General features: G+C 70.0%; 15 protein-coding genes. 7 read left to right on the forward strand and 8 right to left on the reverse strand.

Going from position 1 to position 19,803, the window contains the following annotated elements:
• Positions 1-37: 37 nt before the first annotated feature.
• Genes TMZ1T_RS03015 through TMZ1T_RS21485 form a run of 5 tightly spaced genes read right to left on the reverse strand, consistent with a single transcriptional unit; the run spans position 38 to position 3,929 of the window.
• Positions 38-967 (reverse strand): CysB family HTH-type transcriptional regulator, encoded by a 930-nt coding sequence (locus TMZ1T_RS03015; RefSeq protein ID WP_012584548.1) that lies wholly within the window; start codon positions 965-967, stop codon positions 38-40.
• Positions 964-2,061, reverse strand: coding sequence for a sulfate/molybdate ABC transporter ATP-binding protein (locus TMZ1T_RS03020; RefSeq protein WP_004304861.1), 1,098 nt, complete (start codon positions 2,059-2,061; stop codon positions 964-966). The genes TMZ1T_RS03015 and TMZ1T_RS03020 overlap by 4 nt, the downstream gene beginning before the upstream one ends.
• Positions 2,058-2,966 carry a sulfate ABC transporter permease subunit CysW gene (gene cysW / locus TMZ1T_RS03025; RefSeq protein WP_012584549.1) on the reverse strand — a complete coding sequence of 303 codons (909 nt, stop codon included), beginning with the start codon at positions 2,964-2,966 and terminating at the stop codon, positions 2,058-2,060. The genes TMZ1T_RS03020 and cysW overlap by 4 nt, the downstream gene beginning before the upstream one ends.
• 1 nt (position 2,967) lies before the next feature.
• Positions 2,968-3,804: a sulfate ABC transporter permease subunit CysT gene (gene cysT, locus TMZ1T_RS03030; RefSeq protein ID WP_012584550.1), complete on the reverse strand. Its 837-nt coding sequence runs from the start codon at positions 3,802-3,804 to the stop codon at positions 2,968-2,970.
• On the reverse strand, positions 3,804-3,929 hold the full coding sequence (locus tag TMZ1T_RS21485; RefSeq protein ID WP_261789168.1) for a hypothetical protein: 126 nt from the start codon (positions 3,927-3,929) through the stop codon (positions 3,804-3,806). The genes cysT and TMZ1T_RS21485 overlap by 1 nt, the downstream gene beginning before the upstream one ends.
• 213 nt (positions 3,930-4,142) lie before the next feature.
• On the opposite strand from TMZ1T_RS21485, the gene TMZ1T_RS03035 reads away from it, so the two are divergent.
• The 3 genes from TMZ1T_RS03035 (at position 4,143) to TMZ1T_RS03045 (ending at position 6,127) form a co-directional block, all read left to right on the forward strand.
• Complete coding sequence (locus TMZ1T_RS03035) at positions 4,143-4,400, forward strand: hypothetical protein (RefSeq protein WP_012584551.1); 258 nt, start codon at positions 4,143-4,145, stop codon at positions 4,398-4,400.
• Between the two features lie 112 nt (positions 4,401-4,512).
• Entirely contained in the window at positions 4,513-4,833 is a 321-nt protein-coding gene (locus tag TMZ1T_RS03040) for a c-type cytochrome (protein WP_012584552.1), read from the forward strand.
• A 10-nt stretch (positions 4,834-4,843) separates the two neighbouring features.
• The gene (locus tag TMZ1T_RS03045) at positions 4,844-6,127 is read left to right on the forward strand and encodes an NAD(P)/FAD-dependent oxidoreductase (RefSeq protein WP_012584553.1); all 1,284 of its coding nucleotides are present in this window, start codon (positions 4,844-4,846) and stop codon (positions 6,125-6,127) included.
• 56 nt (positions 6,128-6,183) lie between these two features.
• Here TMZ1T_RS03045 and TMZ1T_RS03050 read toward each other — a convergent pair whose 3' ends face one another.
• Complete coding sequence (locus TMZ1T_RS03050; RefSeq protein WP_012584554.1) at positions 6,184-7,191, reverse strand: sulfate ABC transporter substrate-binding protein; 1,008 nt, start codon at positions 7,189-7,191, stop codon at positions 6,184-6,186.
• A 247-nt stretch (positions 7,192-7,438) separates the two neighbouring features.
• Here TMZ1T_RS03050 and ydfG point away from each other — a divergent pair, with 247 nt between their 5' ends.
• Both ydfG and TMZ1T_RS03060 read left to right on the forward strand, forming a co-directional pair.
• Complete coding sequence (gene ydfG / locus TMZ1T_RS03055; protein ID WP_004302354.1) at positions 7,439-8,185, forward strand: bifunctional NADP-dependent 3-hydroxy acid dehydrogenase/3-hydroxypropionate dehydrogenase YdfG; 747 nt, start codon at positions 7,439-7,441, stop codon at positions 8,183-8,185.
• A gap of 272 nt (positions 8,186-8,457) precedes the next feature.
• The gene (locus TMZ1T_RS03060; protein WP_012584555.1) at positions 8,458-11,502 is read left to right on the forward strand and encodes a transglycosylase domain-containing protein; all 3,045 of its coding nucleotides are present in this window, start codon (positions 8,458-8,460) and stop codon (positions 11,500-11,502) included.
• A gap of 21 nt (positions 11,503-11,523) precedes the next feature.
• Here the strand turns inward: TMZ1T_RS03060 and TMZ1T_RS03065 are convergent, their stop codons facing one another.
• Positions 11,524-13,323 (reverse strand): SLC13 family permease, encoded by a 1,800-nt coding sequence (locus tag TMZ1T_RS03065; RefSeq protein WP_012584556.1) that lies wholly within the window; start codon positions 13,321-13,323, stop codon positions 11,524-11,526.
• A 247-nt stretch (positions 13,324-13,570) separates the two neighbouring features.
• Between TMZ1T_RS03065 and TMZ1T_RS03070 the strand changes: the two genes are divergently transcribed.
• Both TMZ1T_RS03070 and TMZ1T_RS03075 read left to right on the forward strand, forming a co-directional pair.
• Positions 13,571-15,115 carry an SIR2 family NAD-dependent protein deacylase gene (locus TMZ1T_RS03070; protein ID WP_004302359.1) on the forward strand — a complete coding sequence of 515 codons (1,545 nt, stop codon included), beginning with the start codon at positions 13,571-13,573 and terminating at the stop codon, positions 15,113-15,115.
• Entirely contained in the window at positions 15,112-18,663 is a 3,552-nt protein-coding gene (locus TMZ1T_RS03075) for a WD40 repeat domain-containing protein (RefSeq protein ID WP_012584557.1), read from the forward strand. Before TMZ1T_RS03070 ends, TMZ1T_RS03075 begins: the two co-directional genes overlap by 4 nt.
• 42 nt (positions 18,664-18,705) lie before the next feature.
• Here TMZ1T_RS03075 and TMZ1T_RS03080 read toward each other — a convergent pair whose 3' ends face one another.
• Positions 18,706-19,638, reverse strand: coding sequence for a LysR family transcriptional regulator (locus tag TMZ1T_RS03080; RefSeq protein ID WP_004302361.1), 933 nt, complete (start codon positions 19,636-19,638; stop codon positions 18,706-18,708).
• Between the last annotated feature and the right edge of the window lie 165 nt (positions 19,639-19,803).

The raw sequence follows: 19,803 nt of genomic DNA on the forward strand, positions 1-19,803 counted from the left end.
GGGCGGCAGGCGCCCGCTCGGCTGGCGACGCGCCGGTTCAGCCCGCCGTGCCGCCCACCGCGTCCGCGACCACCGTCTCGGTCAGCTCGGGCGCGCACAGCTCGATGAAGCGGTAGGCGAAGCCGCGCAGGTAGTGGCCGCGACGCACCGCGATGCGGGTGACGTTCTCGGCGAACAGGTGGTCGCTGTCGAGCTTGCGCAGGCCCGGGTCGCGCGCCGGGTTGAAGGCCATCGAGGCCAGGATGCCCACGCCCAGCCCGAGCTCCACATAGGTCTTGATCACGTCGGCGTCGAGCGCCGACATCACCACGCCGGGCGTCAGCCCGGCGCGGGCGAAGGTCTGGTCGATGCGGGTGCGGCCGGTGAAGCCCTCGTGGTAGGTGATGAGCGGATGCGTGGCGATCGCCTCCAGGGTCAGCGGGTGCGCTTCTTCGAGCGGGTGCCCGGCGGGCACGACCACCGCGTGCTGCCAGCCGTAGTAGGGGAAGGAGGCCAGCTCCGGCACCTCGGCCAGCGCCTCGGTGGCCACGCCGATGTCGGCCTCGCCGTCGAGCAGCATCTGCACGATCTCGTGCGGGCTGCCCTGGTGCAGCTTGAGCAGCACGCGTGGGTAGGCGCGTTTGAAGGCCGCCACCACCTTGGGCAGCGCGTAGCGCGCCTGGGTGTGCGTGGTCACCACAGTGAGCTGGCCCTGGTCGCGGCCGCGGTACTGCTCGGCGAGGTGCTTGATGTTGGCAGCGTCGAGCAGCATGCGCTCGACCATCACCACCAGCTCCTCGCCGGGCGGGGTGAGGCCGAGCAGGCGCTTGCCCTTGCGCACGAAGAGCTCGATGCCGAGCTCGTCCTCGAGGTCCTTGATGTGCTTGGACACCCCCGACTGCGAGGTGAACAGCGCGTTCGCCACCTCGGTGAGGTTGAAGCCGCGCCGTACGGTCTCGCGGATGATGCGCAACTGCTGGAAATTCATCGGGCGGCTCCGGCCGTCGTGGCGGCCTGTCGCGATTCGAACAGGCTCAGGTGCGAGGGTAGCAGGCGCACGGCCTGTCCTTCCGCGAGACCGAGGCGGTCGACGCGCTCGCGCGTGATCTCCACCTCGAAATGCTGGCCCTGGGCGCCGTTCAGGCCATCGAGCTCGACGCGCGCCGTGATCCCGAAGGCCAGGACGCGGCTCACCCGTGCCGCGATGCCCTCGCCCGCGCCGGCGTCCGGCACGATGTCGAGCTCGTGCGGGCGAGCGAAGGCCAGCACCTCGGCGCCCTCGCCGAAGCCGCGCGCCTGCTGTGGCAGGCGCGCGTCGCCGACGCGCAGGCCCTCGCCGTCGACGCGGCCGTGGAACAGGTTCACCGCGCCGAGAAAACCATATACGAAGGGCGTCGCCGGTCGGCGGTAGACCTCTTCCGGCGTGCCGATCTGCTCGACCGCGCCCTGGTTCATCAGCACCACGCGGTCGGCGACTTCGAGTGCCTCTTCCTGGTCGTGGGTGACGAAGATCGAGGTGACGTGCAGCTCGTCGTGCAGCTTGCGCAGCCAGCGCCGCAGCTCCTTGCGCACCTTGGCGTCGAGCGCGCCGAAGGGCTCGTCGAGCAGCAGCACGCGCGGCTCCACCGCGAGCGCGCGCGCGAGCGCGATGCGCTGGCGCTGGCCGCCGGAGAGCTGGGCCGGGAAGCGGTCGGCGAGCCAGTCGAGCTGCACGAGGTCGAGCAGCGCGTGCACCTTCCCGGCGATCTGCTTCTCCGTCGGCCGCTGGCCGCGCGGCTTCATGCGCAGCCCGAAGGCGACGTTGTCGAACACGCTCATGTGGCGGAACAGCGCGTAGTGCTGGAACACGAAGCCCACCTGGCGATCGCGCACATGCGTGCCCGAGGCGTCGTCGCCGTCGAGCAGCACCTGGCCGGCATCGGCCGATTCGAGTCCCGCGATCACGCGCAGCAGCGTGGTCTTGCCGCAGCCCGAGGGGCCGAGCAGCGCCACCAGCTCGCCGGTGGGAAAGTCGAGCGACACGTCGTCGAGGGCGATGAAGCTGCCGAAGCGCTTGTGGATGTTGCGAACCTGGATGCTCATGGCTGTCCTTCGTGAAGGTCGTGTTGCGCGTGCGCGGCGCGGTGCTCGATCCAGGTCTTGATGCCCAGGGTGACCAGCGCCAGCAGGGCGAGCAGCGAGGCCACCGCGAACGCGGCGGCGAACTGGTACTCGTTGTAGAGGATCTCGACGTGCAGCGGCAGCGTGTTGGTCTCGCCGCGGATGTGCCCGGACACCACCGACACCGCGCCGAACTCGCCCATCGCGCGTGCGTTGGTGAGGATCACGCCGTACAGCAGGCCCCACTTCACGTTCGGCAGGGTCACGTACCAGAAGGTCTGCAGGCCGTTGGCACCGAGCACCACCGCGGCCTCCTCTTCCTCCTTGCCCTGCGCCTGCATCAGCGGGATCAGCTCGCGGGCGATGAAGGGGAAGGTCACGAACACGGTGGCGAGCACGATGCCCGGTACCGCGAAGATGATCTTCACGTCGTGTTCCGCCAGCCACGGCCCCAGCCAGCCCTGGGCGCCGAACACCAGCACGTAGATCAGGCCGGCGATCACCGGCGAGACCGAGAAGGGCAGGTCGATGAGCGTGATCAGGAAGTGCTTGCCGCGGAACTCGAACTTGGCGATCGCCCACGCCGCGCACACGCCGAACACCAGGTTCAGCGGCAGCGCGATCGCCGCGGCGAGCAGGGTCAGGCGCAGCGCGGACAGCGCGTCGGGGTCGACCAGCGCGCTGGCGTAGGTCTCCCAGCCCTTGCGCAGCGCCTCGACGAAGACCGCGATCAGCGGCATGAGCAGGAACACCGCGAAGAAGCTGAGCGCGGTGCCGAGGATCAGCCACTTCACCAGCGCCGTCTCGCGGGTGGCCGCGCGCGCCTCGAAGCGGGTCTGGCCGAAGCCGGTCGCCGCGACGGGGCGGAGGGTGGTCGTGGCGGCCATGTCAGCGGTCCCTCCCGGTTCGTTTGGCGGTCCACGCCTGCAGGCCGTTGATGAGCAGCAGCAGGGCGAAGGACAGGATCAGCATCACGGTCGCGATCGCGGTGGCGCCGGTGTAGTCGTACTGCTCGAGCTTGGTGATGATCATCAGCGGGGTGATCTCCGACACCATCGGGAGGTTGCCGGCGATGAAGATCACCGAGCCGTATTCACCCACCGCACGCGCGAAGGCGAGCGCGAAGCCGGTCAGGAGCGCCGGGAACACGATCGGCAGGATGACGTGGCGGAAGGCCTGCCAGCGCTGCGCGCCGAGGCTGGTGGCGGCTTCTTCGAGTTCGGTGTCGAGGTCCTCGAGGATGGGCTGCACCGTGCGCACCACGAAGGGCAGGCCGATGAAGACCAGCGCCACCAGCACGCCGAGCGGCTTGAACGCGACCTGGATGCCGAGCGGCTCGAGGAACTGGCCGATCCAGCCGTTCTTCGCGTACAGCGCGGTCAGCGCGATGCCGGCCACCGCGGTGGGTAGCGCGAAGGGCAGGTCGACCAGGGCGTCGATCAGCTTCTTGCCGGGAAAGGAATAGCGCACCAGCGCCCACGCCAGCATCAGCCCGAACACCGCGTTGATCGCGGCGGCGAGCAGCGACATGCCGAAGGACAGCTTGTAGGAGGCGACGACCCGCGGCGCGGTGACGACGTCCCAGAACTCGGCCAGGCTGAGTTCGGCCGTCTTCAGGAACACCGCCGCGAGCGGGATCAGCACGAGCAGCGACAGGTAGGCGAGGGTGTAGCCGAGCGTGGGCCCGAAGCCGGGCAGTACGCGGAAGGTCCTGGCGGTGGACATCAGCCTTGCTCCACGATCGGCTCGACGCACTCGGCGTGGCGAAGCTCGCGATCGTTTCTGCGATCGGCCCGGCACGTGGCGCGGGCGGGGTGTCGGATGGGCGCCAGGCGGGCTTTGCTGGCCATGTCGGACTCCTTTCATGGGGGGATGAAAGCGAGTCTAGTCAGTTGCTGCAGGGCAAAAAAATAATAAAAACCGCGTTGCTTATTCGCTTTTCTGCTAATCGAGCCAGAACGCAATCTGGCCGCCCAGACCGCGCCGCTGCTTGCATACAATGCAGGCCCCGCCATGGCGCCCGTTCCGGCCCGGGCTGGCTAGATCGGATCAAGGAGCACGTAGTGACGGACTTCTTCGGCAATTTCCTGCTGGCGCTGCTGCTGGTCGGGCTGATTCGCTTTCTCTACGCCGTCTGCGCGCTGCTCGTGCGCACCCGCGATGGTGGAAACATCGCCTTCGCGATCGCCTTGCCCGTCGCGCTGCTCTACATCGCGGTGCGCAATCCGGTTCCGGTCGGCAGCTGGGCGGGGCTGGGGACCGGCGCGGTCCTCGGTGCGGCGCTGATGCTCGCGATCGGGCGCTGGCGGCGTCGATCCTGAGCGGGTGGTGGGGCGATCCGCGGATCAGGATGCCCGGACAGAATATTGCTTTCAGTTTCGCGGGCGGATCGGCGAGCATCCGCCCCGTCCAACCCATGCGGAGAAAACCGACATGTTCATCGCAACTCGCGCGCGCGCGGCCCTTGCGGCCGCCGCCGCACTCGCCTTCCCTTTATCGGTGCACGCCGCGCCCGGCGATCGCGCGCTGCGCGTGTGGGCGGCCGCCTGCGCGGCCTGCCACGGCACCGATGGTCACGCCCAGGCCGGCATGACGAGCCTTGCAGGACGGAACGCCGACGAGCTCTACACCTTGCTCATCGAGTTCAAGCGCGATGTGCGTCCGGCGACCGTCATGCATCAGCACGCCAAGGGCTACACGGATGAAGAACTGCAAGGGCTGGCGCAGTGGTTCGCCGCCCAGGCAAAGCGCTGAGGAGGCGCACATGAGCACAATCGATCGTCGCGGTTTCATCCGGTCGGCCGGTGGCCTGGCCCTTGCGCTCGGTGCCGGCGTGGGCGTCGGCGCATGCGCGACCCCCGTCGGCCGCGCCGCGCCGGGGCGCGTCGTCGTCATCGGCGGCGGCTTCGGCGGCGCCACCGCCGCCAAGTATCTGAAGAAGTGGGAGCCCCGCCTCGAGGTGACCCTGGTCGAGCGCAACCAGAACTTCGTCTCCTGCCCGATCAGCAACCTGGTGCTGGCGGGTGTCAAGCGGATCGAGGACATCACCCTCGCCTACGATGGCCTGGCCCGGTACGGCGTGCGCCTGGTGCGCGACGAGGCGGTGGCCATCGACGTGGACAAGCGCGAAGTCCGTCTGGCCAAGGGCGATCCGCTGCCCTGGGACCGGCTCGTCGTCGCGCCCGGCATCGACTTTCTCTACGAGCAGATCCCGGGCCTGAACAACGCCGACGCCCGGCAGCAGGTGCTGCACGCGTGGAAGGCCGGTGCGCAGACCGTGGCGCTGCGCAAGCGCCTGGAAGAACTGCCGGATGGCGGGGTCTTCGCGCTCTCGATCCCCAAGGCGCCCTACCGCTGCCCGCCCGGGCCTTACGAGCGCGCCAGCGTCGTCGCCCACTACTTCAAGCAGCACAAGCCGCGCTCCAAGGTGCTGATCCTGGACGGCAACCCCGAGATCACCTCCAAGAAGGCGCTGTTCCTGCAGGCCTGGGAGGAGCGCTACAAGGGCATCATCGAATATCGCCCCGACAGCGTGCTGCAGGACTTCGACGTGCGCGCCAATGTCGGGAAGTTCGAGTTCGAGAGCGTCCGCGCCGAGCTCTTCAACGTCATCCCGCCGCAGCGCAGCGGCCTCATCGCCAGCCCCTTCGCCAATGTGGGCGGGCGCTGGGCGGGGGTCGATTTCCGCAGCTTCGAGTCGACCGCGGTGGCGGGCGTGCACCTGATCGGCGATGCCATCGCCACCGCGCCCGGGATGCCCAAGTCCGGCTTCATGGCCAACAACCACGCCAAGGTGGCGGCGGATGCGGTCATCGCCAGCCTCACCGGGCTCGAGCCCAATCCGGCGCCGATCATCGCCAACACCTGCTACAGCTTCGTCTCCGACCGCGACGCGGTGCATGTGGCATCGATCCACAAGTTCGACACGCAGGAGAACACGCTGCTGCCGGTCAAGGGCGCGGGCGGGCTGTCGGCGGTGGCCAACGACCTCGAAGGCAAGTACGCGCTGGCTTGGGCGCGCAACATCTGGGCCGATGCGCTGACCTGATCGGCGGGCCCGGTGGCGGATGTCGAACGCCCGGATCGCTATCGCGCCGCTCGGGCCTACCTGGCGTAGATCTGGTCGAACACCCCGCCGTCGGCAAAGTGCTTCTTCTGCGCCGCCTGCCAGCCGCCGAGGTCCTCGATGGTGATCAGCTCGACTTTCGGGAAGCGTGCGACGTCGGCCGGGTCGGCGTGTTCGGGCCTGACCGGTCGGTAGTAGTGCTTGGCTGCGATCTTCTGACCGACCGGCGAGTACAGGTACTCGAGGTAGGCCTGGGCGAGCTTCTCGGTGCCGCGCTTTTTCGCCACGCCATCGACGACGGTGACCGGCGGTTCGGCGCGGATCGAGATCGAGGGCACGACGATCTCGAACTTGTCCGGACCGAGTTCGTTGATCGACAGGAAGGCCTCGTTCTCCCACGCCAGCAGCACGTCGCCGATGCCGCGCTGGACGAAGGTGTTGGTGGCGCCGCGGGCGCCCGAATCCAGCACCGGCACGTGCTTGATCAGTTCGGTGACGAAGACCTGCGCGGTCTGTTCGTTGCCGCCCGGCTGCTTGAGCGCGTAGGCCCAGGCGGCGAGGTAGTTCCAGCGCGCGCCGCCGGAGGTCTTGGGGTTGGGGGTGACGACCTCGACGCCCGGCTTGACCAGGTCGCCCCAGTCCTTGATGCCCTTGGGGTTGCCCTTGCGTACCAGGAAGACGATGGTCGATGTGTAGGGCGAGCTGTTGTTGGCCAGGCGTTTCTGCCAGTCGGCGGGGATCTTGCCCGTCTGCTCGGCGATGGCGTCGATGTCGTAGGCCAGGGCCAGCGTGACAACGTCGGCTTCGAGGCCGTCGATCACCGCGCGCGCCTGCTTCCCGGCGCCGCCGTGGGACTGCTTGATGGTGACGGTCTCGCCGGTGCGGGCTTTCCAGTGCTTGGCGAACTCGGGGTTGAAGTCCTGGTAGAGCTCGCGTGTGGGGTCGTAGGAGACGTTGAGCAGGGTGGTCTGCGCGTGGGCGACGCCGGCGAGGCCGGTGGCGAGCGCCAGGGTGAGCAGGGTGCTGCGAAGGGGGCCGAGCTTCATTTCTTTCTCCGGATGGGTGAGTGCGATGGCGAAAATTTAGCCTTCGTGCGCCTTCACCCGAACCAAGAAAAAACGGATTGCTTATTCGCTCGGCGGCCGGGAGGCGACGACCCCGCGCACGACGAGCACCCTGTGCGCGCGGCCCGTCTTTGGAATCCACGACCGGGTTCGCTAACATCTCGCGTTCTTTCGCCCGCCCCGCGACCGCGGCGCGGCCTGTCACGCCTTCGCATGGGGAATTCCACAAATGATCGTCTTCGTCACCGGCGCCTCCGCCGGCTTCGGCGCCGCCATCGCGCGCAGCTTCGTCAAGGGCGGCCACCGCGTCGTCGCCACCGCACGCCGCAAGGACCGCCTGGATGCGCTCGCCGCCGAACTCGGCGACGCGCTGCTGGCGCTCGAGCTCGACGTGCGCGACGCCGATGCGGTCGCCGCGGTGCCGGGCGTGCTGCCCGACGGCTTCGCCGAGGTGGACGTGCTGGTCAACAACGCCGGCCTCGCGCTCGGCCTCGAACCTGCGCACAAAGCCTCGCTGGAAGACTGGCACACCATGATCGACACCAACTGCACCGGCCTGGTGCAGGTCACCCGCGCCTTCCTGCCCGGCATGGTGGCGCGCAACCGCGGCCACATCTTCAACCTCGGCTCGGTGGCCGGACGCTGGCCCTATGCTGGCGGCAACGTCTATGGCGCCACCAAGGCCTTCGTGCGCCAGTTCAGCCTCAACCTGCGCGCCGACCTGCTCGGCACCGCGCTGCGCGTCACCGACATCGAGCCCGGGCTGTGCGGCGGTACCGAGTTCTCCAACGTGCGCTTCCACGGCGACGACGACAAGGCGGCCAAGGTGTATGCCGACGTGCAGCCGCTGACCGCCGAGGACATCGCCGACTCGGTGTACTGGATCGCCACCCGGCCGGCGCACGTCAATATCAACACCATCGAGCTGATGCCGGTGGCGCAGTCCTTCGCCGGCTTGTCGGTGCATCGCGGCTGAGCCCTGGCCGGCGTGCGACCACATCCGCAGCGGAGCGGGCAGGGCGCCGTCGCCGCTCCCTCGCGCTGGCGCCACGTCGGGTTCGCTTGCGACGATGGCCGCATGCGCCTGCCCGGGGGGGCGAGGCGGGCGGCCTGCGGACGACTCCGTGCCTGTGGCGAGTTTGTAACAGTGTCATTTTCTTGCAGCAGGATGCGCATAATTTCCGCAATGCATCATCGATCCGCCCGACCGTGACTCCAGATCTTCCGCCTTCCGCTCCGGAGCCCGCAGTGCCTTCCGTCGGGCGCCGCCCGCGCCCCTGGCGCGTGCTGGGCGTTGCCATCTGCGTGGCGCTGCTGGTGGCGAGCGTGGCGGGCGGCCTGCTGCTGTGGCACGAGGCCGGTACCTCGCGCCTGCAGGCGCGCGCGCTCGCGCGTTACGCCGCGCGCCTCGACTACGCCCTGCTGGCGGGGCCGAGCGCGGCGATCCGCTTTCCTGCCCACGGCCCCTTCGACCAGCGCCTCGGCTACACCGAGCTGGCGCGCTTTTCCGAGCGCCTGCAGGCGCGCGGCTTCGCACTCGTCGAGCAGGTGCGCTTCGACGATGCGCTGCTCGCCCACGTCGAGCGCGGCCTGTTCCCGCCCTACGCCGAGAAGACGCGCGCGGGCCTGGACGTCTTCGACTGTCGCGGCGAGCCGCTGTACGGCTTCCGCTATCCCTGGCGCGGATACGAGCGCTTCGAGGACGTGCCGGCGATCGTCGCCCAGGCCCTGCTCTTCATCGAGAACCGCGACCTCCTCGACGAATCGCGGCCGACGCTCAATCCCGCGGTGGACTGGGCACGCTTCGCGCGCGCGGCGCTCGGCCAGCTCGGACGCATGGTCGATGCCGACCTCGACGCGCCCGGCGGCAGCACGCTCGCCACCCAGATCGAGAAGTACCGCCACTCGCCTGGCGGCATCACCCAGGATGCGCGCGAGAAGCTGCGCCAGATGGTGTCCGCCTCGGTCCGTGCCTATCGCGAGGGCGAGCAGACGCTGCCGCTACGCCGGCGGCTGGTGCTCGACTACCTGAACACCGTGCCGCTCTCGGCCGCGCCCGGTCACGGCGAGGTCAACGGACTGGGCGACGGGCTGTGGGTGTGGTTCGGCGCCGAGTTCGCGCGCGTGAATGCCTTGCTGGCGGCGCCGGTGGGCGAGGGGGAGGAGCGCATCGCCCAGGGTCGAGCGCTGCGCCAGGTGGTCGCGCTGATGATCGCGCACCGTCGGCCCTCGTGGTATCTCGCCGGCGGGCGCGAGGAGCTGGCGCGCACCACCGACGCCTACCTGCGCCTGTTCGCCGAGGCCGGGCTGATCGGCGCCGTGCTGCGCGACGCCGCGCTCGCCCGGCCGCTCGCCTTCCGCGACCTCGTCGCCGATCCGGCCTGGGTTCCGGCCACGCCAGGCAAGGGCACGACCGCGGTGCGCGCCCGCCTCGCCGGTCTGCTCGACACCTCGCTGTACAGCCTCGACCGCCTCGACGCCGAGCTCGGCACCACCCTGCACGGCGGCCTGCAGCAGGCCGTGGGGGACTACCTCGGGCGCCTCGCCGACCCGGATTTCGCGCGCAGCCAGGGCCTGATCGGCGAGCGCATGCTGCAGCCGGCCACCCTCGGCGCGGTGCGCTACAGCTTCACGCTGGTCGAGCGCACCGCGGGCGGCAACCGCGTGCGCGTGCAGACCGACACCACCGACCAGCCGCTCGACATCAACGAGGGCAGCAAGCTCGAGCTCGGCTCCACCGCCAAGCTGCGCGTGCTGGCGACCTATCTCGAGCTGGTCGCCGAACTCCACGGCCGGCTCGCGGCGCTGGATCCTCCGGCGCTGCGCCGCGTCGAGGTCGACGCGCAGGACCGTCTGACGCGCTGGGCGATCGACCACCTCGCCAGCGCGCCGGACCGCAGCCTGCCGGCGATGCTCGAGGCCGCGCTCGAACGCCGCTTCTCGGCCAGCCCGGGCGAAGGCTTCTTCACCGGCGGAGGCCGCCACACCTTCGGCAACTTCAACGCCAGCGACAACGCGCGCAATCCCACCCTGCGCGAGGCCCTGCAGGCCTCGATCAACCTGCCCTTCGTGCGCCTGATGCGCGAGCTCGTGCGTCACACCATGTACCAGGTGCCGGGCAGCACCGCGCGCCTGCTCGAGGACAACGAGGACCCGCGCCGCGTCGAGTATCTGGTCCGCTTCGCCGACCGCGAGGGCCAGCTCTTCCTGCGCCGCTTCTGGCGCAAGTACCAGGACAGCACGGCGGAGGAGATCCGTTCCACCCTGCTCGACGGCCTGCGCCCGGGCGCGGACCGCCTCGCCGCGGTGTTCCGCTACCTGGAGCCCGAGGCCCCGCCGCACGCGCTCGCCGATTTCCTCGCCCGCCGCCTCGGCGAGCCCCCCGCCGCCGCACGCCTCGCCCAGCTCTATGCGCGCAACGCCCCGGAAGCCTTCGACCTGCCCGACCGTGGCTACGTGGCACGCGTGCATCCGCTCGAGCTGTGGCTGGTCGCCTTCCGCCTGCAGCACCCCGAGGCCACGCTGGCCGAGGCGGTGGCGGCGAGCGCGGACGAGCGCCAGCAGGTGTATCGCTGGCTGTTCCGCACCCGCGCCAAGGGCGCGCAGGACTCGCGCATCTTCACCCTGCTCGAGGTCGAGGCCTTCCTCGAGATCCACCGCCGCTGGGCGCGCCTGGGCTATCCCTTCGGCCACCTCGTGCCTTCGCTCGCCACCGCGCTTGGCAGCTCGGGCGATCGTCCGGCGGCGCTCGCCGAGCTGATGGGCATCATCGTCAACGACGGCCAGCGCCTGCCCGTGCAGCGCATCGACACGGTGCGCTTCGCGCGCGCCACGCCCTACGAGTCCGCCTTCGCCATCCGCCCGGTGGAAGGCGACCCGGTGATGGCGCCGGAGGTCGCGCGCGCGCTGCGCGGGGCGCTGTCGGACGTGGTCGAGGGCGGCACCGCGCGCCGTCTGGCGGGCGCTTTCAAGCTGGCCGACGGCAGCGAACTGGCGCTCGGTGGCAAGACCGGCACCGGCGACAACCGCATCGTGGTGCGCGGACGCGCCGGTCTTGCGCTCAACCGCACCGCCACCTTCGTGTTCTACCTCGGCCCGCGCCACTTCGGCACGCTGACCGCCTACGTGATCGGCCCCGAGGCGGCGAGCTACCGCTTCACCTCGGGCTTGCCGGTACAGATCCTGAAGTCGATGGGGCCCTTGCTGATCCCGCACCTGGAGCCGGCGGGCGCGCATGCCTGCCTGCCGCCGCCCTTGTCCGAAGCCGCGCCGCAGCCGGTGACGGCCGGATAGCGTGGATGTCGGCCCGCGGGCTCAGGGCTGGAAGGGCCAGAACAGCGGGATCAGCGCGCTGCACAGCAGCCAGGTGAGGACGTTCATGGGCACGCCGAGGCGGGCGAAGTCGGCGAAGCGGTAGTTGCCCGCGCTATAGACCAAGGTGTTGGTCTGGTAGCCGATCGGGGTGGCGAAGCTGCAGCTTGCGGCGAACATCACGCCGACCACGAAGGGGCGCGGATCCACCCCCATCTGCTGGGCGAGCCCGATCACGACCGGGGTGAACAGCACCGCGATCGCGTTGTTGCTCAGCACCTCGGTGGCCACCGAGGTGATCAGGATCACCAGCGACAACATCAGCCACGGCGACATGCCCTCGCCGAGCGCGGCGAGCTGGGCGGCGAGCAGCTGGTCGAGGCCGGAGTTGCGCATCGCGATGCTGATCGCGAGCATGCCGAAGATCAGCACCAGGATCGGCCACTCGATCGACTTGTAGGCCTCGTCGCTGGTGATGCAGCCGGTGGCGATCACGATCGCCGCGCCGATCAGCGCCAGGCCCTCGATCGGCATCACGTTCAGCGCGGCGAGCAGCATCACGCCGACGATGGTGGCGAGCGCGACCGGCGCCTTGTGGCGGCGGCTGGCCATCTGGCGGCCCTCGGTGATCGCGAACAGGTCGCCGTTGTCGCAGAAGCGCTGGATCTGCGCCGGCGTGCCCTCCACCAGCAGCACGTCGCCGCCGAGCAGCTGGAAGTCCTCGCCGATCTGCGCGAATGAGGCGTCGCGCCGATGCACCGCGACGAGGTGGATGCCGTAGCGCGCGAGCAGGTCGAGATCGCGGATCGGGCGCAGGATGTAGCGCGAGGTCTGGCCGACGATCGCCTCCACCATCACCAGGTCGCGCCGGCGCAGGGTCTCGATGTCGTGGGCCTCGGCGCCCGCCGGCGCCTGCAGGCCGACGCCGTCGCTGCTGCGCAGCGCCATCATCGCGTCGCTGCGGCTGTGCACGACCACGCGGTCGCCGACCTCCAGCCGGGTGTCCGGGGCCGGGTCGGCGAGCTCGATGTCGCCGCGCACCAGGTTGAGCACCTGGATGATGCCGTTCGACAGACGCGCCTCGCGCAGCGTCCTGCCGGCCAGGTGCGAGCCCTCGGGCACGAAGAGCTCGGTCATGAACCAGCGCTCGCCGGCGCCGAACTGCTGGCTCAGCGTCTCGCGCACCGGCAGCAGGCGCGGCGCGAACACCAGCATGAAGGCGCTGCCCACCAGCGCCATGAGGATCGCCGGCAGGCTGATCTCGAACATCGAGAAGGGCGCCAGGCCCTGCTCGCGCGCGACGCCGTCGACCAGGATGTTGGTCGAGGTGCCGACCATGGTGATCAGCCCGCCGAGGATGGTGGCGTAGGAGAGCGGGATGAGCAGGCGCGAGGGGGCGAGGCCCTGGCGGGCCGCCACCGCGATCACCGCCGGGATCATCACCATCACCACCGGGGTGTTGTTGATGAAGGGCGACACCAGCAGGCAGGCGGCGATCAGCGCCAGCAGCAGGCGGCGCTCGCCCGCGCCGGCCGCGGCGGCGAGCCACTCGCCGAGCTGGTCCACGCAGCCGGTGCGCGACAGCGCCGCGCTGATGATGAACAGGCAGGCGATGGTGATCGGGGCGCTGTTGCCGAACACACCGAGCACCTCCTTGGTGTTCAGCATGCCCGCCACGAGCAGCACGCCCACGGCGACCATGACCGCCACGTCGGGCTTCACCCACTCGCGCACGAAGGCGACGAAGAGGACGACGAGGACGAGGCCGACGAAGAGGGGGGCGTGGAGCTCGGGTAGCGGCATGGCGGCACGAATGGGCGGGGGAATGGAGCTTAGCTGCCGCGTTTATGCATTCAAAAGACTTGATATTCCATAGCTTATTCCTCTCGGTTCATTCGAGCGGTGGCTGAAGTCGGGCGGTGCGCGGCGATCCACCTCGGCGCCGCAGCCCGGCAGCGGGTGCCTGCAGTGGCGCAGGGGGTTCGATCTCGCCGTTGTCGGCCTATATTTGTCATGCGGGTCCCGCGAAGCCGCCTAGGAGGGGAAAGTCATGCGTCTCCGTTTCTTCCTGTCGTCCCCGGGCGATGTTGCCGACGAGCGCACATTCGCCCAGCAGGTCATCGAGCAGGAGCTGCCGAAGGATCCCTTCATGCGCGGCCGGGTCGGTTGCGAGGCGGTGCGCTGGGACGACCCTGCGGCACCGGTGGCGATGCCGGCGACACTGACGCCGCAGGAAGCGGTCAATCGCGGGCTGCCGCGGCCTTCGGCGTGCGACTGCGTGATCGTCGTGTTGTGGTCGAGGCTGGGGACGCCGCTGCCGGCGAGCTGCACCCGCCCCGACGGCAGCCGCTATCTCTCGGGCACCGAATGGGAATACGAGGATGCCATCGCCGCGAAGCCGCAGCCCCACATCCTCGTCTATCGCCGGCGCAGCCCGCCCGAGCTCGGCGACCCGCTCGATGCGGACTACGACGAGCGCCTCGCCCAGTACCGCAGGGCGAACGACTTCTTCAAGCGCTTCCGCAACGCGGATGGTTCGCTTGCCGGCGGCTTCGCCGAGTACGACACGCCGCAGGAGTTCCGCGACCGCCTGCGCGTGGATCTGCGCGCCTTCATCCAGCGCCGACTCGACAGCGAGCAGGCCAACGGGCAGACCGTACGCGTCAACGCGCCGCCGCCGTATGGACGGATTGCGAAGGCGCTCGCCAGCGGTTCTGCGGTGCCGATCATCGGTCCCGGCATCTGCCGCTCGGGGCGCCCCGGCGACGAGCCCTGGGACCCCGATGCACCGCGCTTTCTCCCCAGCGGCAACGAGCTGTCGGCGTGCCTGGCCGACGAGGCGGGGTTCCCGTCGCAGGCCGAACGCGACCAGCTGGCGGAGGTGGCGTCCTACTACGAGGCCTTCAAGACCCGCGATGCCCTGCGCGAGCGACTGCGTTCGCTGCTCGCGCCGGCCGCGCCGGACAAGCTCGCCGTGCCGCCGCTCTACTCGTTGCTCGCCAGTCTCGAGAAGCCGCTGCTGATCATCACGACCAACTACGACACCCTGATCGAGCAGGTCTTCCGCAACGCGCAGAAACCCTACGACCTGGTCGTGTACTCCGAACTCAAGGAGCTCGGCAACGCCGTCCTGTGGTGGCCGCACGGCGCCCTGAAGCCGGAGACGGTGGCGCCGAACGAACTTTCCATCGAGCTCGAGAAGAAGACGGTGATCTTCAAGATGCACGGCTCCATCGTTCCCCAGACGTCCGACCTCGACACCTTCGTGATCACCGAGTCGGACTATGTCGAACTGCTTGCGCGCATCGCCAGCAGGTCGGCGATTCCGGCCCTGTTCGCGTCGCACTGTCAGGACCGCAATCTGCTGTTCCTCGGCTACAGTCTGCGCGACTGGAGCTTCCGCACGATCCTGCAGAGCCTCAACCGCTTCTTCGCCAAGCGCCTCGTCGCCGGCGACGACGAGATCCAGTCGTGGGCGATCGACGATCGCTTCTCCGAGCTCGAGCTCAAGTTCTGGCAGCGGCGCGGGGTGTATCCCTACGAGGTGAACCTGGACGAGTTCGTCCGTTTGCTGCGCGCGAGGATGTCGCCATGAACGCCGAGGTCCGCATCGAGCAGCGTTGCCCCTACGTCGGCCTGCAGCCCTTCGAGGAGGCCGACCGGGCCTTCTTCTTCGGGCGCGAGCGCGACCAGCGGGTGATCATCGCCAACCTGCTCTCGTCCCCGCTGACGATCCTTTATGGATCGAGCGGGGTGGGCAAGAGCTCGGTCCTGATGGCCGGCGTCGTGCCGCAGCTGCATCGCGAGCGGCCGCGGACCCCGGTGGTAGTGTTCCGCAACTGGGTGGATCGCGACTTCCAGCTCGCGCTGACGCGCGCCTGCATCGAAACCGTCTGGGCCATGCAGGTGGACCAGCCCAGGCCGGCGGAGACCCTGCCCCTCGACGAGGTGCTGCGCGCCTGCGCTGAAGCTGCGCATGGCACGATCCTGGTGATCTTCGACCAGTTCGAGGAATACTTCCTCTATCACGCCAAGGACAGCGAGGCGGCCGGCGCGTTCGAGGCCCAGTTCGCGCGCGCGGTCAACCGTGAGGACGTGGATGTCGGTTTCCTGGTCGCGCTGCGCGACGACAGCCTGTCGCGGCTGGACCGCTTCCAGGAGCGCATCCACAACCTGCTGAGCAACCGCCTGCGGCTCAACCATCTGGAGCCGGAGGCGGCCGGCGACGCGATCCGCAAGCCGTTGGAGGTGTGGAACGCGCTGCAGGCGGTGGGCGTGCCGCCGGTCGGCATCGACGATGAACTGGTCGACGAGCTGCTCCGCCAGGTCCGTATCGGCCAGGTCTCGGCCGGACGCCCCGGGGGCAGCGGGGGGCTGCGCCACGACGAGGGCTGCATCGAGGCGCCCTTCCTGCAGCTGGTCATGGTGCGACTGTGGGAGGAGGAGCGCGCGCAAGGCTCGGACCGGTTGCGGCGGGAGACGCTCGACCGGCTGAAGGGTGCCGACGAGATCGTCCGCACCCACCTCGACGTCGCGATGGCCCGCCTCGACGCGACGAGCCAGGCAGTGTGCGCCAGCTTCTTCGATCGGCTGGTCACCCCGAGCGGCAGCAAGATCGCCTGCGGCGCCGCGGACCTGATCAGCTGGGCGGGGGATCTCGCGCCCCACGTCCCGGCGGTGCTGCAGTCCTTGAGCGACGCGCGCAACCGCATCCTGCGCACCGTGTCCGTCCCCGACAACCCGGAGGTGATGCGCTACGAGATCTACCACGACGTCCTCGCGCCCGCCATCCTCGACTGGCGCCAGCGCTTCGAGGCCGATCGGCAGCGCGAGGAAGCGCTCCGGGTGGCTCGCGAGAAGGCCGCACGGCGCGAGGAGGAGGCGCAGATCGCGCGCGAACGCGCGGCCCGGCGCGCCTTGCACAGGTGGCTCGTGGGCCTGGGCATGATGAGTTGCGTCGCCGGTGCGGGATGGCTCTATGCGTCCTGGGAGGGAATGCGTTCGGCGGCCAACGAGAAGGCGGCGCAGTCGATCTCGAACGCGCCTATCGATCCCGGAAGTGCGCTGAGCCTGGCGCTGGAGGCGGTGGAGGCGACGGTCCCGTCCTGGATGTCGGTCGCTCGCGCGGCCCGCCTGCACCTGACCCCGACCGCTGCCGCCGAAGACGCCTTGCGCCAGGCGATCCAGGCCTCGCGCCTGGTGTGGACCCTGCCGGTGAGCGGCAGGGCGCTCTCCGATGTGGCTTTCAGTCCCGATGGCGGCCGGCTGCTCACTGCCGGCCAGGATCAGACCGCGCGGGTGTGGGATATCCGCAGCGGCCGTCCCGCCGAGCCCGTCGTCACCTTCGCGCACGACGCCTGGGTGCGGCGGGGCCGCTTCCTGCCCGATGGCGAGCGCGTCATCACGGTGTCCGGGGGCCTGGCCTACCTGTGGTCCCTCGCGCAGCCGACGGCTCCGCTGCGCAGTTTCGAGCATGGCGGGAACATCTATTCTGCCTTCGATACCAGCGCCGACGGCCGGCGCCTCGCGACCGCCGGGGATGGCGCGCAGAAGGCGCGCGTGATCCGCATCTGGGACGTCGACGCGGACGCGCCGCAGCCGCTGCTCACCCTGGATGCGGAGGGGGCCTGGATCATGGGGCTGGCGTTCAGCCCGGATGGCTGCTGCGTCGCCACCGCTGCGGTCGAGCGCGGCAAGGCCGAGCGAAGCGCGATCGCCCTGTGGGGGCTCGAGCGCCGGCGCGAGATCCTCTCCCTGCCGCTCGAGGAGCCGAGTGACGCGATCGCGTTCGCGCCCGATGGCAGCGCGCTGGTCACCGCCAGCCGTGATGGCTGGCTGCGGGTGTGGGAGCCCGCGGGGAAAGGGTTCGATGTGCTGCTGCGCGAAGCGGCGGGCGGCACGCACCGGGGTGAGGTGCTCGCGTGGAATGGGCGGACGCTGGCCGGTCACGGCGACCGCATCCGCAATGTGGAGGTGAGTGCGGACGGGGCCCTGATCGCCAGCGCGGGCGGCGACGGGACGGCAAGGGTCTGGAGCCGGCATACGGGCGAGAACCTGCTTACGCTGACGGGGCACCTCTCCTACGTGGAGGCGGCCCGCTTCAGCCCCGACGGGCGTCACGTGGCGACGGCGAGCCGTGACGGCACGGTCAAGTTCTGGAACATCGAGGGGCACGCCAACACGGTCACCAGCATCGCCTTCAGCCCGGATGGTCGTACCCTGGCCACCGGCAGCAGCGACCGCACCGCCCGCATCTGGGACTTCGCGGACGGTACCCCGCGACTGCGCCATACCCTGCGCGGTCATGCCGATCAGGTGCATCGCGTGGCCTTCGACCCTTCCGGGGCGCGGCTCGCGACCGCCGGGCTGGACAACCAGCTGCGCCTCTGGGACGTCGCGAGCGGCGAGGCGGTCACGCTGCCGAGCGTGCCTCCCGAGCATCGGCACAAGGATCAGCTCAGGGGGGTGGCCTTCAGTCCGGACGGCCGCCTGCTGGCGAGTGCCGGGGCCGACGGCCATGCACGGCTCTATCCGCTTGCGGGGGAGGGAAGCCCGGTCTCCGTGCTGCATGGCGGGGCGACGATCCAGGTGTCGGGCGTGGCCTTTCATCCCGGGGGCGAGCGCTGGGCGACCAGCGGCTTCGACGGCAAGCTGAAGCTGTGGGATCTGTCCGGGACCGATCTCGGCACGGTCGGCTTGCCGGATGACGAGCGTAAGCTCGGTATCCGCATCGCCGGCCTCGCCTTCAGTCCGGATGGAGAATACGTCGCTGCGGTGGTGCAGCGACGTGTGCGGGTCTGGCCGGTCGCTGCCTTCAAGGAGCCGGAGGTCCACCCGCCCGTGCGCCTGCCGCTCATCGAGGGCGCGCGCCACTGCGCGGCGCTCGCCTACAGCCCGGACGGCCGCTGGCTGGCGGTGGGCTGCAGCGACGCCGGCGTGCGCCTGTTCGAGATGCCCGCGGGAACGCTCGTCAAGACCATCACGGTGCACAAGAACGAGGTCCGCGGCGTCGCCTTCAGCCCGGACGGGACGCTGCTGGCCACGGCCAGCAACGACAAGACCTTCCATGTCTCCCCGCTCGCCTTCGAGGCGGTGTACGAGGCCGCGCGGCGCCTGCAGAAGGCGACGGCGGCCGAGCGCTAGTGGTCGGCGCGTGGCGGTCCAAGGGGCGCGCCTTGCGCCAGCCTAGCGCCGCGCCGCGTCCAGGCGCGCCTGTGCGCTGTGCTCGAGCTCGGCGGCACGTTCGCGCAGGAACTCGAGGAAGGCGCCGGCGAGCGGAGTGAGGCGCTTGCCGGCCGGATACACCACCTGCCACTGGGTCGGGAGCGGGGTGCCTTCCACGCGCAGCACCGCGATGCCTTCGTCCACCGCATGTGCGAGCGCGTGGGCGGACAGCAGCGACAGCCCCAGCCCGCCCGCCACCGCCTGCTTCACCGCTTCGTTGCTGCCGAGTTCCAGGCGCGGGCGCAGGGCGAGGCCGTGGGCGGCGAAGAACTGCTCGGCCGCCTGGCGGGTGCCGGAGCCGGGCTCGCGCAGCACGAACTCCTCGGCGGCGATCGCCTCGATCTCCAGCTTTCTGCGGCATCCCGCGAGCGGATGCGCGGTGGAGGCCACCACCACGAGCGGATTCGACAGGAAGGGCGTGGCCACCACCGGCGGCGCCTGCGGCGGCCGGCTCATGATGTAGAGGTCGTCGAGGTTGTCGGCCAGGCGTCGGATCACCGCGTCGCGGTTGAGCACCGCCAGCGACACCTCCACCGCCGGGCGCTCGCGGCGGAAATCGCCGAGCAGGCGCGGGATGAAGGTCTCCGCGGTGCTGACCACCGCCAGCCGCAGCCGCCCCACCACATCGCCGCGCAGCTCGGCGAGGGTCTCGTCGAGGCGCTCCAGCTCCTGCTCGACCCGGTTCGCGGTGTCGAGCACCACGCGCCCGGCCGCGGTCAGGTGCAGGCGGCGGCCGACGCGCTCGAACAGTGGCAGGCCGACCTGCTCGGCGAGCTGGCGCAGCTGCGCCGACAGCGTGGGCTGGGTCAGGTGCAGGCGCTGGGCGGCGCGCGACACGCTGCCCTCGCGCGACACCGCGAGCAGCAGGCGGAGCTGGTGGAAGGTCAGGCGCATCGGCGATGGACGAGCGTCATTCGAGTGATAGAGAAAAATCTATGGTAAGTTGAAGAATAAATCATTTTTCTCGATGTGTGCGCCGCGGCAAAATTCGCCTCGCACTGACGCAGCCGCGCCCCCGGAGAACCGGCGCGGTGCTCCCCCGGTTCCGCGCCCGCGCGC

This window comes from Thauera aminoaromatica (assembly GCF_000021765.1).
GTDB classification, from domain to species: domain Bacteria; phylum Pseudomonadota; class Gammaproteobacteria; order Burkholderiales; family Rhodocyclaceae; genus Thauera; species Thauera aminoaromatica.

What these genes read in the sequence shown, in the direction of transcription:
- TMZ1T_RS03065 (WP_012584556.1), bottom strand. Translation starts at nt 13,323, where the DNA reads ATGCCGCTACCCGAGCTCCACGCCCCCCTCTTCGTCGGCCTCGTCCTC.
- TMZ1T_RS03070 (WP_004302359.1), top strand. Translation starts at nt 13,571, where the DNA reads ATGCGTCTCCGTTTCTTCCTGTCGTCCCCGGGCGATGTTGCCGACGAG.
- cysT (WP_012584550.1), bottom strand. Translation starts at nt 3,804, where the DNA reads ATGTCCACCGCCAGGACCTTCCGCGTACTGCCCGGCTTCGGGCCCACG.
- TMZ1T_RS21485 (WP_261789168.1), bottom strand. Translation starts at nt 3,929, where the DNA reads ATGGCCAGCAAAGCCCGCCTGGCGCCCATCCGACACCCCGCCCGCGCC.
- TMZ1T_RS03075 (WP_012584557.1), top strand. Translation starts at nt 15,112, where the DNA reads ATGAACGCCGAGGTCCGCATCGAGCAGCGTTGCCCCTACGTCGGCCTG.
- TMZ1T_RS03015 (WP_012584548.1), bottom strand. Translation starts at nt 967, where the DNA reads ATGAATTTCCAGCAGTTGCGCATCATCCGCGAGACCGTACGGCGCGGC.
- TMZ1T_RS03045 (WP_012584553.1), top strand. Translation starts at nt 4,844, where the DNA reads ATGAGCACAATCGATCGTCGCGGTTTCATCCGGTCGGCCGGTGGCCTG.
- TMZ1T_RS03080 (WP_004302361.1), bottom strand. Translation starts at nt 19,638, where the DNA reads ATGCGCCTGACCTTCCACCAGCTCCGCCTGCTGCTCGCGGTGTCGCGC.
- ydfG (WP_004302354.1), top strand. Translation starts at nt 7,439, where the DNA reads ATGATCGTCTTCGTCACCGGCGCCTCCGCCGGCTTCGGCGCCGCCATC.
- TMZ1T_RS03020 (WP_004304861.1), bottom strand. Translation starts at nt 2,061, where the DNA reads ATGAGCATCCAGGTTCGCAACATCCACAAGCGCTTCGGCAGCTTCATC.
- TMZ1T_RS03050 (WP_012584554.1), bottom strand. Translation starts at nt 7,191, where the DNA reads ATGAAGCTCGGCCCCCTTCGCAGCACCCTGCTCACCCTGGCGCTCGCC.
- cysW (WP_012584549.1), bottom strand. Translation starts at nt 2,966, where the DNA reads ATGGCCGCCACGACCACCCTCCGCCCCGTCGCGGCGACCGGCTTCGGC.
- TMZ1T_RS03040 (WP_012584552.1), top strand. Translation starts at nt 4,513, where the DNA reads ATGTTCATCGCAACTCGCGCGCGCGCGGCCCTTGCGGCCGCCGCCGCA.